A 15,860-nucleotide genomic window follows, 5' to 3' on the forward strand; every position below is an offset into this window, starting at 1 on the left:
CACCGAGGCCCGGCAGCCGGCCGGGCTCGCATCGAGCAGAGAGCTTTTCATCGTGGCTAAGCCGCCAGCATCGACCCTTGACCTCGTCGTCTCCCTTGCCAAGCGGCGTGGATTCGTCTTCCCCAGCGGCGAGATCTACGGCGGCACCCGGAGTGCCTGGGACTACGGCCCCCTCGGCGTCGAGCTCAAGGAGAACATCAAGCGCCAGTGGTGGAAGGCGATGGTCCAGCAGCGCGACGACGTCGTGGGCCTCGACTCCAGCATCATCCTGCCGCGCCAGACCTGGGTCGCCTCCGGCCACGTCGAGACCTTCAACGACCCGCTGGTCGAGTGCCAGTCCTGCCACAAGCGCTACCGCTTCGACCACCTCCAGGAGGAGTACGCGGAGAAGAAGGGCATCGAGGACCCCGACTCGGTCGTCATCAACGAGGTCGTCGCCTGCCCCAACTGCGGCACCCGTGGCGCCTGGACCGAGCCGCGCGAGTTCTCCGGCATGCTCAAGACCCACCTCGGTGTCCTCGAGGACGAGTCGGGCCTCCACTACCTGCGTCCGGAGACCGCGCAGGGCATCTTCGTCAACTTCGCCAACGTGGTGACGAGCACCCGTCAGAAGCCGCCGTTCGGCATCGCCCAGACCGGCAAGAGCTTCCGCAACGAGATCACGCCGGGCAACTTCATCTTCCGCACCCGCGAGTTCGAGCAGATGGAGATGGAGTTCTTCGTCAAGCCGGGTGAGGACGAGGAGTGGCACCAGTACTGGATCGACGAGCGCACCCGGTGGTACACCGACCTCGGCATCAACCCCGACAACCTGCGCCACTACGAGCACGCCCAGGAGAAGCTCTCCCACTACTCCAAGCGCACCGTCGACATCGAATACCGGTTCAACTTCCCGGGCAGCGAGTGGGGTGAGCTCGAGGGCATCGCCAACCGCACCGACTTCGACCTCGGCACCCACATGAAGCACTCCGGCCAGGACCTGCAGTACTTCGACCAGGCCAACAACGAGCGTTACCTGCCCTACGTCATCGAGCCCGCGGCCGGTCTGACCCGCGCCCTGATGACCTTCCTCGTCGACTCGTACGCCGAGGAGGAGGCTCCCAACGCCAAGGGCGGCGTCGACAAGCGGGTCGTGCTCCGGCTCGACCACCGGATCGCGCCGGTCAAGATCGCCGTGCTCCCGCTGTCCCGCAACGAGGCGCTGAGCCCGAAGGCGAAGGCGCTCTCGGCCGAGCTGCGCGCCAACTGGGCCGTCGACTTCGACGACTCCCAGTCGATCGGCAAGCGCTACCGCCGCCAGGACGAGATCGGCACGCCTTACTGCGTCACCGTCGACTTCGACACCCTCGAGGACAACGCGGTGACCATCCGTGAGCGCGACACCATGAAGCAGGAGCGGATCCCGCTCGAGGGCGTGAGCCGCTACTTCGCCGAGCGCCTGATCGGCGCCTGAGCGGACACCGTTATCGGTCCGTAAACCTTGCAGGGGGCGTCCTGCTGCACGATCTCGAGATCTGTGCGGCAGGATGTCCCCATGCAACGACCGGGGTCCGTACTTGCCGCATCCGTCACGGGTGTGGTCATGGCCATGTCAGTGATGGGGTGCAGCGGCACCGCCCCGAGGACGAATGCGCCCAAGCCGTCCGAGAGCGCATCCGCTTCGCCCTCCGTCTCGCCCTCCGCGTCGGCCTCGCCCTCCGCCGGTGCCCTCACCGAGCCCGGCGCCGACCGGAAGCTCGGCGAGACCGCGACGGTCGAGTGGGCGCCCAAGGAGGGCATCGACGGCACGATCTCCATCACCGTCGACAAGCTCGAGTCGACCTCCTACAAGCAGACGTTCTCCGGCTGGAAGCTCGACGAGGCGACGCTGGCGCGCGCCCCCTACTTCGTGCGCGCCACCATCAAGAACGACGGTGACACCGACCTCGGCGGCTACGACGCACCGCTGTGGGGGCTCGACGGGGAGGGCAACCTGGTCGAGGCGGCCACGTTCAAGGAGCCGTTCAAGCCGTGCAACCCGAAGGCGTTCCCCAAGCAGTTCGCGCCCGGAGCCAGTGTCGACGTCTGCCTCGTCATGCTCGTCCCGGACCAGGGCAAGCTCGTCGGCGTGAGCTTCCGGCCCTACGAGGAGTTCGACCCGATCACCTGGGAGAGCGAGCCGACGCCGTACGTGGCGCCCAAGGGCTCTCCGTCCGCCTCGCCGTCCTCGTGACGCCGACTGCTTGATCTCGACTGCTTGATTTCGTACGGCGCGCCGCTGGCCGGACAATAGAAGGCATGTCTCTCCCCGGCCCGTTGAAGTTCGGCAGCCTCACCGTCGACACCCCTGTGGTGCTCGCGCCGATGGCCGGTGTCACCAACGCCGCCTTCCGGCGTCTGTGCGCCGAGCAGGGTGCGGGCCTCTACGTCTGCGAGATGATCACCTCCCGCGGCCTGGTGGAGGGTGACCAGCACACCAAGGACATGCTCGTCTTCGACGAGGCCGAGACCGTGCGCAGCGTGCAGCTCTACGGCACCGACCCGGTCTACGTCGGCAAGGCGACCGAGATCCTCTGTGGCGACTACGGGGTGGCGCACGTCGATCTCAACTTCGGCTGCCCGGTGCCCAAGGTGACCCGCAAGGGCGGTGGGGGAGCCCTGCCCTACAAGCGCGGTCTGCTCGGCGAGATCCTCGAGCACGCGGTCCGTGCGGCGGCACCTTACGACGTACCGGTGACGATGAAGACCCGCAAGGGCATCGACGACGACCACCTGACCTACATGGACGCCGGCCGGATCGCCCAGGAGAGCGGCGCCGCCGCGATCGCGCTGCATGGACGTACGGTCGCCCAGGCCTACTCCGGCACCGCCGACTGGGACGCGATCGCCGAGCTGAAGTCGTCGGTCGACATCCCGGTCCTCGGCAACGGCGACATCTGGGAGGCCGCCGACGCGATCCGGATGGTCGAGGAGACCGGGGTGGACGGTGTCGTCATCGGCCGCGGCTGCCTCGGCCGCCCCTGGCTCTTCCGCGATCTGGCGGCCGCCTTCGCCGGCGAGTCGGTCAACGTCCTCCCGAACCTCGGCGAGGTGAGCGACATCATGCGCCGACACGCCGAGCTGCTCTGCGAGCACATGGGCGAGGAGCGGGGCTGCAAGGAGATCCGCAAGCACATCGCGTGGTATCTCAAGGGCTTCGGAGCCGGTGGCGAGTTGCGCCGGACTCTCGGTCTGGTGAACAGCCTGGCCGACCTCGACGAGATGCTCGCCAAGCTGGACCGGAACGAGCCTTTCCCCACGTCACAGCTGGGTGCGCCGCGTGGGCGACAGGGTGCGCCGCGCGACAAGGTGGTCCTTCCGGAGGGGTGGTTGGACGACGCCGACGGGCGTGGCTGCGGGTTCGCGGAGAACGTCTCGGAGACCTCCGGAGGCTGAGGTTCGGACGGCTGGAGTCAGTCGATCGACAGATACAAAACAACGCAAAAACTCGGTAAGAGAATTGGAATACCCCGTGTCGTGTGTGTTGTACTCGGTCCGCGTGCCCGGACTTCCCCGACGGGTCTCAACTGGGTCTGACCCATTTGATTCCTTGGAGATGCTCGGGCACTGACCTTGTAGTCGAGCAAAGGATTGCGTGTGGCCGGCAGCCATAGAGGCGACACTCGGGCCGTCCGTAAGACCAAATCAATAGTTGCCAGCGCAGGGGTCGCCGTTCTCGCGACCGGCGTAGCAGTCGGTGCCGGAGCCGCTTTCGCGGAGCCGACGTCATTGGTCACCAAGAACGCAGGCGCATCGCTCACCTCCGCCAAGGCGGGCGTGCCGAGCACCCGTGACGACGCGCGCGTCGCCGGGGATCGACGGGAGACCGTGGTCAGCCGGAGCGGAGGCGACCGTGAGTCGGTCTCCTCGGTCGAGGCGCTGACCAAGGGGCCCGAGCAGGTCGAGACCGGCACCGCCAAGGCGCTCAAGCGTTGGACCACAGAGACTCTGAACCTGTGGACCGCCTACGGCAAGCACGCCACCCAGGCCGGCGAGATCGAGGCCGGCAAGGTCGTCTACGCCACCGGACGCACCGCGTCCGGTCGCGACGAGATCATCTATGACGGCGACGTCGCCTGGGTGACCACCGGCAACCTCAGCGACAAGAAGCCCGAGACCACCGGCATCGCCGCCGGTGTCAGCGCCGCCGCGTGCGGCGACTCCTCGGTCGAGAGCGGCCTGGTCTCCGATGCCGTCACCGTCTACCGCGCCGTCTGCAACGCCTTCCCGGAGGTCGCCTCGATGACCGTCGGTGGCTGGGACGCCCACGGTGAGCACACCTCGGGCAAGGCGCTCGACTTCATGACCGGCGACAAGGCTCTCGGCGACGCGATCGCTGCCTACCTGCAGAAGCACGCCGCGGAGCTCAACCTCTACGACATCATCTGGTATCAGCGCATCTGGACGCCGGTGCGTGCCTCGGAGGGCTGGCGCTCGATGGAGGACCGCGGGTCCGCCACCGCCAACCACTACGACCACGTGCACGTCTCGACGAACTGACACCGCTGCATTCGTACGCAGATCGGCCCGGGCTCACGAGCCCGGGCCGACGTACGTCTGTGGCTAGGTCTGCGGGTAACAACTTCGCCATAGTCTCGGGACGACCGTGGGATACCCCAGCAGGTGTGTGCTTGACTCGGGCGCTGCCCCCACGTTGTCGAGCGAAGGATTGCACAGTGGCCACCAGCCACCGAGGCGATTATCGAGCTGTCCGGAGAACCAAGAACGCCGTGGCGACCGCAGGGATCGTGACGTTCGCGACCAGCGGAGCGGTGGCCGCAGGTGCGGCTGCGGCCAACCCCGGCATCATCGTCGCCGAGGTCGAGGAGAAGGCAGGCGTCCGGCTGCCGTCACCGGCCGAGCGGCGTATCGCGACCACGGCGAAGGCGAAGATCGAGGTCCCGCCGCTGCCGACGACCCGGGAGGACACCCGGAGGTCGAGCGACCGCCGCGAGGTCTTCGGCCGAGAGGCGACGGTCAGCCGCAGCGGCGATCGCGGCGCCCACCCGAGCACCGGCTCGGCCAGCGAGGTCTCGCCGATCGAGTCGTTGACCGAGAAGCCCACGTCGGTCAGCGGCGGTGCCCAGAAGGCCGTGCTGCGCTATCTGCAGGACGATGTCACCGTCTACGCCTCCTACGGGAAGCGGGCCAAGGAGATCGGCACGCTGGAGCTCGGGCGCGCGGTCTACTACACCGGCCGGGACGAGGGTGGCCGCCAGGAGATCGTGCTGGAGGGCAACCCGGTGTGGATCCCCGACGGCAACCTGGGCACGACCAAGCCCGAGCCGCCTCCCGAGCCCACGCCGACCCCGACGCCCGCTCCGCCGCCGACGGAGGCTCCGGGTGGTCTGGACTTCTCGGCCTGCGGCGACTCCTCGGTCGAGGACGGCCTCATCCCTGACGCGGTCGATCTCTACCGCGCCGTCTGCAATGCGTTCCCCGCGGTCGCCTCCGGCACCACCTACGGCTACGACCCGCACGGCGAGCACATCGACGGCAAGGCGCTCGACTTCATGACCGACGACAAGGAGCTCGGCGACGCCATCGCCGCCTTCGTCCGCGAGCACGCCGCAGCGCTGAACATCTACGACGTCATCTGGTACCAGCGCATCTGGACCCCGGTCCGAGCCGCCGAGGGCTGGCGCCCGATGGAGGATCGCGGCGACCCCACCGCCAACCACTACGACCACGTCCACGTAGCCGTCAACTGAGCGCCGAGTCGGCCCGTCACGACGGGCCGACTCGGCGGGGGTCAGGTCAGATCAGGGCGCTGAGCGGGGTCGGCTTGCGGCCACCGACCTGCTCGACGACATCGGTGACGGTGGCGAGCTTGCCGAGGCGGGTCGCGGCGCCGAACGAGGTGAGCAGCGGGGCGACGAAGTCCGGGAGGCCTGCGGAGACGAGGCCGGCGGTGTAGGCCTCGTCGTCGACCTGGACGACCTCGACGGGCTTGCCGGACTTGTCGGCGGCGAGCGCGGCCAGGTCGGTCGCGGTGTAGGCCCGCGGGCCGGTCACGTCGTACGTCTTGCCCTCGTGCCCGTCACCCGTGAGCACCCCGACGGCGACAGCAGCGCAGTCGGCGCGGGTGACGTAGGCCGCGGCGCCGTCGCCGACGTTGGTGACGAGCTGTCCGCTCGCGGCTGCCTGGGCGACGGCGTCGACCTGCATGTCGGCGTAGAGGTTGTTGCGCAGCATGGTCCAGGCGAGGCCGCTCTCGCGCAGTGCGTCCTCGGTGGCGGCGTGGTCGGGAACCACGCCGGCCGGGTTGTCGGAGGTCGGCTCGGGCACCGAGGTGTAGGCGATGTGGCGTACGCCTGCCTTGGCGGCGGCGTCGATGGCGGCGCGGTGGCCCTCGACGCGGGCGCCGACGACGTCGGTCGAGATCAGCAGCACGCGGTCGACGCCGGCGAAGGCGTCGACGAGGTCGGCGGGCTTGTCGAAGTCGGCGGCGCGGACGTCGGCACCGCGCTCGGCGTAGTCGGCGAGCTTGGCGGGGTCGCGGGTGAGGAGGACGACCTCGGCGGGGTCGACGGTGGCGAGGAGCTGGTCGGCGACGAGGCGGCCGAGCTGGCCGGAAGCGCCGGTGATGGCGAGGGTCATGGAAGAGTCCTATCTGTAGTCACGTTGATGACGGTTCTTTAAATGTAGTCATAGCGATGGCAATAAGGCAAGATGGGGGTATGGCCACTCCGACGAACACCCGTTTCGCGGTGGCGGTCCATGTCCTGACCTACCTCGCCTCGTGCGCGGCGGCGGGGCGTGCGACCCCGGTCAGCTCCGAAGAGCTGGCCGGGAGCACCGCGGTCAACCCGGTCCACGTGCGCAAGGTCCTCGGGCCGCTCCGTGCTGCCGGCCTGGTCCGCTCGCGCCCCGGTGCCCACGGGGGATGGGAGCTCGCCGCCGACCCCGGCGTCGTCAATCTCGCCCAGGTGTGGCAGGTGCTGCAGGGAGAGGACCCGGTCCTCGGCATCCACGGCCCGAACCCCGCCTGCCCGGTCGGCGCCAGCATCCAGGGCGTGCTGACCGACCTCGACCGACGGGTCGTCAAGGCGGTCCTGGCCGAGCTCGAGGGCATCACGCTCGACGACGTCCTCGACGACTCCGGGTTCGACCCGACCGACTTCGCCGCGCTCCTGCCGTGAGCCAGCGATAGCCTCTCGGACTGTGGAGCTATACGGAGCCGCCGACCGGGAGCGGATCGTCGCGGAGCCGCCCAAACGGGTGGCTGCGCCGGAACGCACCCAGTTCGAGCGCGACCGCGCCCGGGTGGTGCACGCGGCGTCGACCCGGCGTCTCGCTGCGAAGACCCAGGTCGTGGGGCCGCAGGCCGACGATTTCGTACGCAACCGGCTGACCCACTCGCTCGAGGTGGCCCAGGTCGCGCGGGACCTGTCGCGGGCCCTGAACGGGCCGGACTCGCCGCAGCCCGACATCGCCGAGACCGCTGCCCTCGCGCACGACCTCGGCCACCCGCCGTTCGGTCACAACGGCGAGAACGTCCTCGCCGAGCAGGCCGCGGGGATCGGCGGTTTCGAGGGCAACGCCCAGACGCTGCGGATCCTGACCCGCCTGGAGGCGAAGACCTTCGATGCCGACGGGCGCTCGGTCGGGCTCAACCTGACCCGGGCGACGCTGGACGCCTGCACGAAGTATCCGTGGGGATTCGACGAGCGGCAGGGGTCGAAGTTCGGGGTCTACGAGGACGACCTGCCGGTCTTCACCTGGCTGCGCGCCGACGATGCCGGCCGGCGCAAGTGCGTCGAGGCGCAGATCATGGACCTCTCCGACGACGTCGCCTACTCCGTGCACGACGTGGAGGACGGCATCGTTGCCGGCAAGATCGATCTGGCCGGCCTCGACCTCGACGGTGTCGCCGAGACCGTGGCCGACTGGTATGTCCCGGGCTTCGACCGCGCCCTGGCCGTCTCGACGATCGCCGACCTCCGTGCCGCCGGCTGCTGGATCGCGGACGGTGCTGCTTACGACGCCTCTCGACGGTCCCGGGCGATGCTCAAGAACCTGACCTCCGACATCATCGGCCGGTTCTGCGGCGCGGTGAAGGAGGCCACGTACGCCGCCGGTGGCGGCCCCTACGTCCGCTTCGGTGCCGACCTGGTGGTGCCGGAGCAGACCCGGCTGGAGATCGCGCTGCTCAAGGGCGTCGCGGCCCACTACGTGATGCGCACCGACGAGCGGGCCGTGAAGATGGACCGCCAGCGCAACCTGCTCGGCGAGCTGCTCGAGCACCTCGTCGCCACCGGACCGGACGATCTCGACCGCCAGTTCGCCGACGACTGGCGCGACGCGGCCGACGACGCTGCTCGGCTCCGGGTCGTGATCGACCAGGTCGCCTCGCTCACCGACATCACCGCCCTGGCCTGGCACGAACGGCTCTGTGCAGGCTGACCCCATCAGCCGAAGCGTCGGCTTGGTCGGCCGAGTGGGCACCTCCGTGCCCACTCGGCCGACGCAGTAGACGCCTCGACCGGCGGGACCGACCTCTCGGCCATTGCTCTCACGTCATTTAAGCGTTACCTTAAATGACGTGACCGATGTCTGGTACGCCGTCTCCGACTCCACCCGCCGCCAGGTCCTGGCGCGGGTGGCCGCCGGGCCGTGCTCGGTGGGGGAGATCGCCGACGCACTGCCGGTGAGCATGGCCGCGGTGTCCCAGCACCTCAAGGTTCTGCGCGAGGCCGGCCTGGTGTCGATGACGCCGGCCGGTCGCCGCCGGATCTACCAGGCCAGGCTCGAAGGCCTGGCCGAGCTGCGCGCCGAGCTGGACATCTACTGGACCCAGGCGCTGCAGTCGTTCAAGCAGGTGGCTGAGGACAGCTACCGCGCAGAGAATCGGGCAGCGAAGGAACAGCCATGAGCATCACCCGCGAACCCACGTCCGTGGACCTGGAGATCACCGTCGACGTCCCGGTCGAGCATGCCTTCAAGGTGTTCACCGAGGACTTCGACCGGATCAAGCCACGCGAGCACAACCTGCTCCCGGTCGAGATCGCCGAGACGGTCCTGGAGCCGAAGGTCGGCGGCCGTGTCTACGACCGCGGTGTCGACGGCAGCACCTGCCAGTGGGCCCGTGTGCTCGTCGTCGAGCCGCCCCACCGGCTGGTCATCTCCTGGGACATCACCCCTGACTTCCGGTTGGAGCCGGACCCGTCCCGGTGCAGCGAGGTCGAGTTCACCTTCACCGCGATCGGGGCCGAGCAGACCCGCGTACGCCTCGAGCATCGTCACCTCGACCGGCACGGCGCCGGGTGGCAGGGCTGGCGTGACCGCGCTGCCGGCGACAGCGCCTGGGGGATCTACCTGGAGCGCTTCCGGACGCTCGCCGAGGCGTGAGCCGCACCGCGCTCGCGACGGCCGAGCGTCGCGACCTGGCCGACTTCCTCGAGACGCTGGCACCGGGGCAGTGGGACCAGCCATCGCTGTGCCGCGGGTGGTCCGTGCGGGACGTGGTCGCGCACATGGTGAGCTATGAGGAGGTCGGCCTGGCGGAGTTCGCCGGCAGCTTCCTGCGCTCGGGGTTCCGGTTCGGCGAGATGAACGCTCGCCGGCTGGAGGCGTTCGGGGAGCGAACGCCGGCCGATCTGCTCGACTACCTCCGCGCACACGTGGAGCCGTCCGGGCCCACGGCGATCGCCGATGCCCGGATCGGGTTGACCGACGGGCTCATCCATCATCAGGACATCCGGCGAGCACTCGAGCGACCGCGGACGATCCCGCCGGAACGGCTGGTACCGGTCCTCGACTTCGCTCTGATGGCCCCACCGCTGCCAGCGAGAAGGAACGTACGCGGTCTGCGGCTGGTGGCCACCGACCTCGACTGGTCGCACGGGAGCGGGAGCGGGAGCGGCGCCGACGTCGTCGGCCCGGGTGAGGCGCTGCTGATGGCGGTCTGCGGCCGGGCCGACGCGTTGCCGGAGCTCGCCGGCGACGGGTTGGCGACACTGGCGGGCCGGGTGCGGCGTACGGGCGTCTAGGGAACGACCACCCAGAGCACGGACGCGATCGCGAAGACCGAGAGCCCGAGCGTGGTCTCCAGCACGGTCCAGGTCTTGAGGGTGGTGATGACGTCCATCCCGAAGAAGCGGCTGACCAGCCAGAACCCGGAGTCGTTGACGTGGGAGAGGACGGTCGCGCCGGCGGCGATGGCGAACACGAGCAGCGAGATGTCGAAGCTGCTCAGGCCCGCGGCGGCGACCTGGGCGGAGATCAGGCCGGCCGTGGTGGTCAGTGCCACGGTTGCCGACCCCTGGGCGACCCGCAGCAGCGTCGCGATCAGGAAGGCCTGCACGATGAGCGACATCCCGAGCCCGGAGAGCGAGGATGACAGCGCCTCCCCGATGCCGCTGGTGCGCAGGACGCCGCCGAACATTCCGCCGGCGCCGGTGATCAGGATGATCGCGCAGATCGGGCCGAGCGCCTGGTCGAGGATGTCGCTCGCCCGGCCGATCGGGAACCGGCCGGGGGAGAGCATCAGGAGCGCGATCAGGACGGTGATCAGCAGCGCGATCGGGGTCTGGCCGATGAGCACCAGCGCGCTGGCCCAGGTGTCGTCCTCGCCGATGGTCCCGGCGGCCCGCAGCGTGGAGACGACCGTGTTGAGCCCGATCAGGACGAGGGGCAGCGCGAGGAGAAGGACCACGGTCCCGAACGACGGGGGAGGAGTGTCGCCCTTCGCGGACTCCTCGTCGATCGCGAAGACGTTGGTGGGCTCGGGACTGAATCGAGCACCCAGCCTGGTGCCGACGAGGTAGCCGCCGGGGATCCAGGCCAGCACCGCGACCGGTACGCCGACCAGCAAGGTCAGGCCGATGTCGCCGCCGAGCTCGGTGGCCGCGGCGACCGGGCCGGGGTGGGGCGGCACGACCGCATGCATGGCCGCGAAGCTGGCGGCGGTGGGCAGCGCGTAGACGAGGATCGATCCGCCGAACCGCCGCGCGACCGCGAAGATGATCGGCAGGAAGACGACCAGGCCGGCGTCGAAGAAGATCGGGAACCCGAAGATCAGCGCCGCCACACCGAGCGCCAACGGCGCTCGTTTCTCGCCGAAGGCGCCGATCAGCGTGTCGGCCAGCACCTGCGCTCCGCCGGTCACCTCCAGCAGCCGTCCCAGCATCACGCCGAACGCCACCAGCAGCGCCACCGAGCCGAGCGTCGCGCTGAAGCCGGTCAGCATCGCGGTCGGTACGTCGGCGACCGGGATGCCGGCCGCGACAGCGGTCACCGCGCTCACCAGCACCAGCGAGATGAAGGCGTGCAGCTTGACCTTGGCGATCAGGACGAGGAGCACGACGACCGCGACTGCGGCGATCAGAAGCATCACCCACGTGGGGTATGCGGGTGCCAGCGGTTCCATGGCGGACACCCTAGCGGCGGGATGTGACTGAGGTCACCCCTGATGGGGTATGAGAGTCTGCCGGCATGAGCGATCCCCTCGTGTGGCTACCCTTCGACCCGTCCGAGCTGGGCGAGGTGCCCGCAGGACTCCGCTTCGAGCTCTTCGACCACACCCGGTTCGCGCAGGACGAGGTCGAGGTGCCGGACTCGGTCGGCGAGGTGGCCTTCTATCTGCCGCCCTACATGCTCGGCTCGCGCATCTTCGACGTCGTCAGCCAGATGAAGTCGCTCCAGGTGGTGCAGCTGCTCACCGCCGGCGTCGACGCCGCCCGCGGCCACATCCCCGAAGGGGTGACGCTCTGCAACGGCCGTGGCATCCACGACACCTCGACCGCGGAGCTCGCCGTGACGCTCATCCTGTCGTCGCTGCGGGGCATCCCGGGCCACGTACGTCATCAGGACGAGCACGCGTGGCGGCCGGGCTGGTTCCCGTCGCTGGCCGACAAGCGGGTCCTGATCGTCGGCTACGGAGCGATCGGCCAGGCCATCGAGGCGCGGCTGCTTCCGTTCGAGACCGAGGTCGTCCGCGTCGCGCGGACCGCCCGGGAGGGCGTGCACGGCTTCGACGAGCTCTCCGCCCTCGTGCCGGACGCCGACGTGATCGTGCTGGTCACGCCTCTGACCGACGAGACCCGCGGCCTGGTCGACCGGGAGTTCCTGGGTCGGATGAAGGACGGCGCTCTGCTGGTCAACGTGGCTCGCGGAGGCGTCGTCGTCACCGACGACCTGGTCGCCGAGCTCGCCACGGAGCGGATCCACGCGGCCATCGACGTGGCCGAGACCGAGCCGCTCCCGGCCCGGAGCCCGCTGTGGGGCTCGCCCAACCTGCTCATCACCCCGCACGTCGGCGGCGCGTCGAGCGCGATGTGGCCGCGCGCCTACCGGGTCGTACGCGAGCAGCTCGAGCGGTTCGCCGCCGGCGAGCCGCTCGCGAACGTGATGTCGGGCGACTACTGAGGTAGTCCGGGAGCGAACTGCCCATATACCCGCGAGTACTAGGCAGTTCGCTCCCGGACTACCCCGCCCGTGCTACCGCGTCACCGTCACCGTCGACTCCGCCTTCACGCCGTTCACCACGAGCGTCAGGGTGGCGGTCCCGGGTCGCAGCGCGGTCAGCCGCCGGGTGACCGGGTCCAGGCGTACGGCGCCCTGCCCGTGCTCGCCGATCACGACCCCGTTGCCGCCCCAGTCCGCGGTGACCGGCCACGCGACCGGGACGGTCGCGGCACCCTGGGTGAGGGTGGGCTCCAGCGTCACCGACGACCCGGCGGCCAACGTCGCGGGGGCGTCGATGGTGACGGTGTCGACCGCGGGACGGGTCTCGGCCCGCAGCCAGCGCAGCCGTGCGCCGGGACGCGGGTTGCTGCCGACGACGCCGGCCGCCGGGTCGATCCCGACCATGGTCCAGCCCCGGAAGCCTCCGCCGGCCACGGTGCCGGCCGGGTTCTTGCCCGAGTTGCCGTTGATCAGCATCGAGATGCCCTGTGCCGAGGAACCGTGGAAGACGCCGACGTGACCGTTGATGACGGCGACCGACTTGCCCGAGGACGTACGGAACCTGCCCAGCCGGTCCTCGAGCTGCCGGGCCTCGATCCGGTCACCGAGCTGCGAGGCCTTGTCCGGGAGCGGGTCGTCGATCGGGTGGTGCATCGCGAGGACGACACCGGAGACCGTCGGATCAGCGGCGGCGGCGTCCAGCTGTGACTCCAGCTCGGTCAGCTGGGCCTTGCCGTCGTCGTTGCCGTGCAGCGTCCCCGAGGAGCTGTTGAGGGTGATGAGCTGCGTCGCCCCGATCCGGAACGCGGTGTGGGTCGTCCCGAAGACCGCCTTGAAGTTCGTGATCGGGCCACCCATGACCTCGTGGTTCCCGGGGACATAGGTGTAGGGGATCCGGTCGCCGACCTCCTCGTCGAGGATCCTCTTCGCCAGCGCGATGTCGGCGGGGGAGGCCTCGTCGACGAGGTCACCGTCGATGATCAGGTGGTCGGGACGGGCGGCGACGATCTCCCGGAGCGTCTCGCGGACGTGACGTACGAGATCACTGTCGGGGTTGCGTGCCACGAACTGGCCGTCGGACATCACCGCGATCCGCTGCGGCCGCTCGTCGACGGTGCCCTCGGTGAGGATCACCGGGTCGTGGACGGGCTCGACGTGCGTCGGGGGTGCGGTCGGCGCGACGTTGGCGACGAGGCCGCTGATGGTCAGGTCGCCGCGGTAGGACACCTCGGGCCGAGTCTCCAGGAACCGGATCTTGTCGACGCGGATCGGCATGGCGGTGCCCGGCGGGATCGGGTACGTCACCTGCTGCCATCCGTCCCAGGTGACCAGGTCGCCGTCGAGGTTGCTGACGGTGCCGTCGCCCGAGCGGATCTGGATGCGCGGCCAGATGCCGCTGGCGTCGCCCTCGACCCACAGCGACAGGCTCAGCGGGCTTCCGGGCACGCTCAGCCCGGCCGGCGGGACGGCGTAGACGCCGCGGGTCCCGGTGCTGGTGGTGAAGTCGTGGCGCAGCCGCAGCGCGTCGCTGCCGTCGTGGCCACCGCCGGCGACGGGCGCGACGGTCGCCGTCGCCCGGGCGGTCTCGACCTTCCAGGCGGCGCCGTCGGCGAAGTCGGCCAGGGTGTGCTGCTCGGTGCCGACCAGCACCGTCGAGGTCACGTGGTGATCACCGACGACGAAGTCGATCACCGCGGCCCCGCTGGTCATGGTGGCGCGGACGACGAAACCGTTGGCCCCGTCGCGGGTGACCTCGACACCGGGATCGGCGTCCACGGTGACCTCGCTCGGCTCGATCGGTGCCGGCCGACCGTCCGCGTCGTAGCCGGTGAGCTGGATCGTCGCGGCCTCCCCGGGCTGCTCGATGGCGAGCTGGGACCTGTCGACCGCGAGCCGGTCGAGCGGGCCGAGGACGGTCAGCGGCATCGAGGCGCGGTGGTGTTCGGTCGTGTAGACGACCTCGCTCGACCCCGTACGCCGCGCGTGGGCGGTCGCCCGGTCACCGCTGTCGTCGACGATCCGCGCCCCGGCACCCTGGGTGCGGAACCGGCCCGGCTGCTCGACAGCGGCGTAGGTCGCGTCCAACCCCGACCCGAAGACGGTACGCCGCTGCCCCCGCAGCACTCGATAGGCGCCGGCTCGGTTGGTGACCGGGCGCACCTGCGCCCCGGTCGCGACCCCGGCGGGACGGGCCGAGGAGAAGAACAGCAAGGTGTTGGAGACCTCGCGCTCGCGGCCGTCGGAGGGGGTGTCGACGATCCTCGGCTCCACGTCGCCCGTGACCCGGGCCGCCATCGTGGTCGAGCCACCGCCGTCCAGATTGAGCGCCTGGTAGGCCCCCAGGCTGAGCATGAACCGCGCCAGCTCCGCCCGCGTCATCCCACGGCTCGCGCCCGTCTGGCCGTCCAGAGCGAGCACGATCAGCTTCGTGCCGTCGCGGTTGAGGCCGACCGCCGTCCGCGAGTGGACGCCGTCGTCACCGATCCCGGGGCCGATCTCGCCGTCGACCACGAGCTGGACGTTGCCGCTGACCGCCCAGTCGGCCTCCTCGGCCAGCCCGACGGTGACCTCCACCCGGTCGCCGACCGCGAGGCTGCGTACGACCTCGGCGCCGGTCTCCCGGCCGAGCAGCACCTGGCCGCCGTCGGGAACGGCCGGGGGACCGGCCTCGTCGGCGACGGCGGTCACGATGCCGTCGACCACGGTGGCGCGGGCGACCTCGGCGGAGATGTTCCCCGGTCCGCCGACCGGCCGGTCGAGCGTGTAGTCGCCCCACAGCCGGGTGTAGACGCCGATCCCGCCGGTCGGCAGCGACGGGGTGTTGAACCCGGCCAGGTCGTGGTCGGCGCCGTCGATCGTGACCGTACCGCCCGAGGTCAGCTCGCCGATCGCTGCCTCGGCGCCGGCCATCGAGAGCGTCGGGTCGGACCCGAACCGGGCGTTCTGCAGGCCGTCGCGGCTCTTGGCCAGCCCGATCGGCGCACCGGAGGCGTTGATGTCGTAGAAGCCCGCGTTGATGCCGGCCACCGCGCCGGTCCCGGCCATCTGGCTCGACAGCGTGCCGATCCCCGCGACGGCGCCCGTGTTGCGTACGTCCATCGTCAGCGTCGGCTCGGACAGGTCCGCGGTGAGGACGTTGCCGCGGTTCCACCCGGCGTTCTCGAGGCGCTGGAAGTTGGTGAGCCTCAACCCGGGAGCGACGTCCTGGGTCGCGACCGTCGACAGCGCCTCGCCTCCGGCGGCGAAGTCGTAGCCGTTGGCCTCCTGCTGGTTCGGCGGGATCCCGCCGGGGGCGAGCGTCACCGCCGTTGGAGGTGGCGGAGGTACGTCGGCGGCGACGGGTCCGGCGGAGACGAGAAGAGCCAGGGCGAGAACGAGCGTGAGGAGGGGGCGCACGATCCCACTGTGGCGAGCCCGACGGTGTGACGGAGGCC

The 15,860-nt window shown here is 70.2% G+C and carries 14 protein-coding genes; 11 read left to right on the forward strand and 3 right to left on the reverse strand.

The genetic code is table 11. The features are described from left to right. Positions 1-52 precede the first annotated feature (52 nt). From WBG06_RS24325 to WBG06_RS24345, 5 genes are all read left to right on the forward strand, one after another. Complete coding sequence (locus tag WBG06_RS24325) at positions 53-1,453, forward strand: glycine--tRNA ligase (protein WP_336740056.1); 1,401 nt, start codon at positions 53-55, stop codon at positions 1,451-1,453. 129 nt (positions 1,454-1,582) lie between these two features. Further along, a complete protein-coding gene (locus WBG06_RS24330) occupies positions 1,583-2,212 on the forward strand; it encodes a hypothetical protein (protein ID WP_336740057.1) in 630 nt (209 codons plus the stop codon). 65 nt (positions 2,213-2,277) lie between these two features. Next, positions 2,278-3,414 carry a tRNA dihydrouridine synthase DusB gene (gene dusB / locus WBG06_RS24335; protein ID WP_336740059.1) on the forward strand — a complete coding sequence of 379 codons (1,137 nt, stop codon included), beginning with the start codon at positions 2,278-2,280 and terminating at the stop codon, positions 3,412-3,414. A gap of 333 nt (positions 3,415-3,747) precedes the next feature. Continuing rightward, positions 3,748-4,518 carry a mucin-2 protein gene (locus WBG06_RS24340; RefSeq protein ID WP_336740061.1) on the forward strand — a complete coding sequence of 257 codons (771 nt, stop codon included), beginning with the start codon at positions 3,748-3,750 and terminating at the stop codon, positions 4,516-4,518. Positions 4,519-4,748: 230 nt separating this feature from the next. Next, positions 4,749-5,729: a mucin-2 protein gene (locus WBG06_RS24345; RefSeq protein ID WP_336740063.1), complete on the forward strand. Its 981-nt coding sequence runs from the start codon at positions 4,749-4,751 to the stop codon at positions 5,727-5,729. A 46-nt stretch (positions 5,730-5,775) separates the two neighbouring features. On the opposite strand, the gene WBG06_RS24350 is transcribed toward WBG06_RS24345, so the two are convergent. After that, a complete protein-coding gene (locus tag WBG06_RS24350) occupies positions 5,776-6,618 on the reverse strand; it encodes an SDR family oxidoreductase (protein ID WP_336740064.1) in 843 nt (280 codons plus the stop codon). Between the two features lie 80 nt (positions 6,619-6,698). Here WBG06_RS24350 and WBG06_RS24355 point away from each other — a divergent pair, with 80 nt between their 5' ends. The 5 genes from WBG06_RS24355 to WBG06_RS24375 all read left to right on the forward strand — a co-directional run bounded on the left by WBG06_RS24355 (position 6,699) and on the right by WBG06_RS24375 (position 10,010). Next, complete coding sequence (locus tag WBG06_RS24355) at positions 6,699-7,160, forward strand: Rrf2 family transcriptional regulator (protein ID WP_336740065.1); 462 nt, start codon at positions 6,699-6,701, stop codon at positions 7,158-7,160. A gap of 22 nt (positions 7,161-7,182) precedes the next feature. After that, the gene (locus tag WBG06_RS24360; RefSeq protein ID WP_336740066.1) at positions 7,183-8,424 is read left to right on the forward strand and encodes a deoxyguanosinetriphosphate triphosphohydrolase; all 1,242 of its coding nucleotides are present in this window, start codon (positions 7,183-7,185) and stop codon (positions 8,422-8,424) included. A 139-nt stretch (positions 8,425-8,563) separates the two neighbouring features. Then, complete coding sequence (locus WBG06_RS24365) at positions 8,564-8,893, forward strand: ArsR/SmtB family transcription factor (protein WP_336740068.1); 330 nt, start codon at positions 8,564-8,566, stop codon at positions 8,891-8,893. Continuing rightward, complete coding sequence (locus tag WBG06_RS24370; RefSeq protein WP_336740070.1) at positions 8,890-9,369, forward strand: SRPBCC family protein; 480 nt, start codon at positions 8,890-8,892, stop codon at positions 9,367-9,369. The genes WBG06_RS24365 and WBG06_RS24370 overlap by 4 nt, the downstream gene beginning before the upstream one ends. Continuing rightward, positions 9,366-10,010, forward strand: a complete 645-nt coding sequence (locus tag WBG06_RS24375; protein WP_336740072.1) for a maleylpyruvate isomerase family mycothiol-dependent enzyme — start codon at positions 9,366-9,368, stop codon at positions 10,008-10,010. Before WBG06_RS24370 ends, WBG06_RS24375 begins: the two co-directional genes overlap by 4 nt. Here WBG06_RS24375 and WBG06_RS24380 read toward each other — a convergent pair. Then, positions 10,007-11,389 (reverse strand): GntP family permease, encoded by a 1,383-nt coding sequence (locus WBG06_RS24380; RefSeq protein ID WP_336740073.1) that lies wholly within the window; start codon positions 11,387-11,389, stop codon positions 10,007-10,009. The two genes, WBG06_RS24375 and WBG06_RS24380, sit on opposite strands and share 4 nt — an antisense overlap. A gap of 65 nt (positions 11,390-11,454) precedes the next feature. On the opposite strand from WBG06_RS24380, the gene WBG06_RS24385 reads away from it, so the two are divergent. Then, positions 11,455-12,387, forward strand: a complete 933-nt coding sequence (locus WBG06_RS24385) for a 2-hydroxyacid dehydrogenase (protein ID WP_336740074.1) — start codon at positions 11,455-11,457, stop codon at positions 12,385-12,387. A 72-nt stretch (positions 12,388-12,459) separates the two neighbouring features. Here WBG06_RS24385 and WBG06_RS24390 read toward each other — a convergent pair whose 3' ends face one another. Further along, on the reverse strand, positions 12,460-15,822 hold the full coding sequence (locus WBG06_RS24390; protein ID WP_336740076.1) for a phosphodiester glycosidase family protein: 3,363 nt from the start codon (positions 15,820-15,822) through the stop codon (positions 12,460-12,462). Positions 15,823-15,860: the final 38 nt, after the last annotated feature.

Source organism: Nocardioides sp. CCNWLW239, from assembly GCF_037137035.1.
GTDB lineage: Bacteria > Actinomycetota > Actinomycetes > Propionibacteriales > Nocardioidaceae > Nocardioides.

Coding starts and splice junctions, on each gene's coding strand:
- dusB (WP_336740059.1), top strand. CDS start 2,278: ATGTCTCTCCCCGGCCCGTTGAAGTTCGGCAGCCTCACCGTCGACACC.
- WBG06_RS24330 (WP_336740057.1), top strand. CDS start 1,583: ATGGCCATGTCAGTGATGGGGTGCAGCGGCACCGCCCCGAGGACGAAT.
- WBG06_RS24385 (WP_336740074.1), top strand. CDS start 11,455: ATGAGCGATCCCCTCGTGTGGCTACCCTTCGACCCGTCCGAGCTGGGC.
- WBG06_RS24350 (WP_336740064.1), bottom strand. CDS start 6,618: ATGACCCTCGCCATCACCGGCGCTTCCGGCCAGCTCGGCCGCCTCGTC.
- WBG06_RS24370 (WP_336740070.1), top strand. CDS start 8,890: ATGAGCATCACCCGCGAACCCACGTCCGTGGACCTGGAGATCACCGTC.
- WBG06_RS24380 (WP_336740073.1), bottom strand. CDS start 11,389: ATGGAACCGCTGGCACCCGCATACCCCACGTGGGTGATGCTTCTGATC.
- WBG06_RS24355 (WP_336740065.1), top strand. CDS start 6,699: ATGGCCACTCCGACGAACACCCGTTTCGCGGTGGCGGTCCATGTCCTG.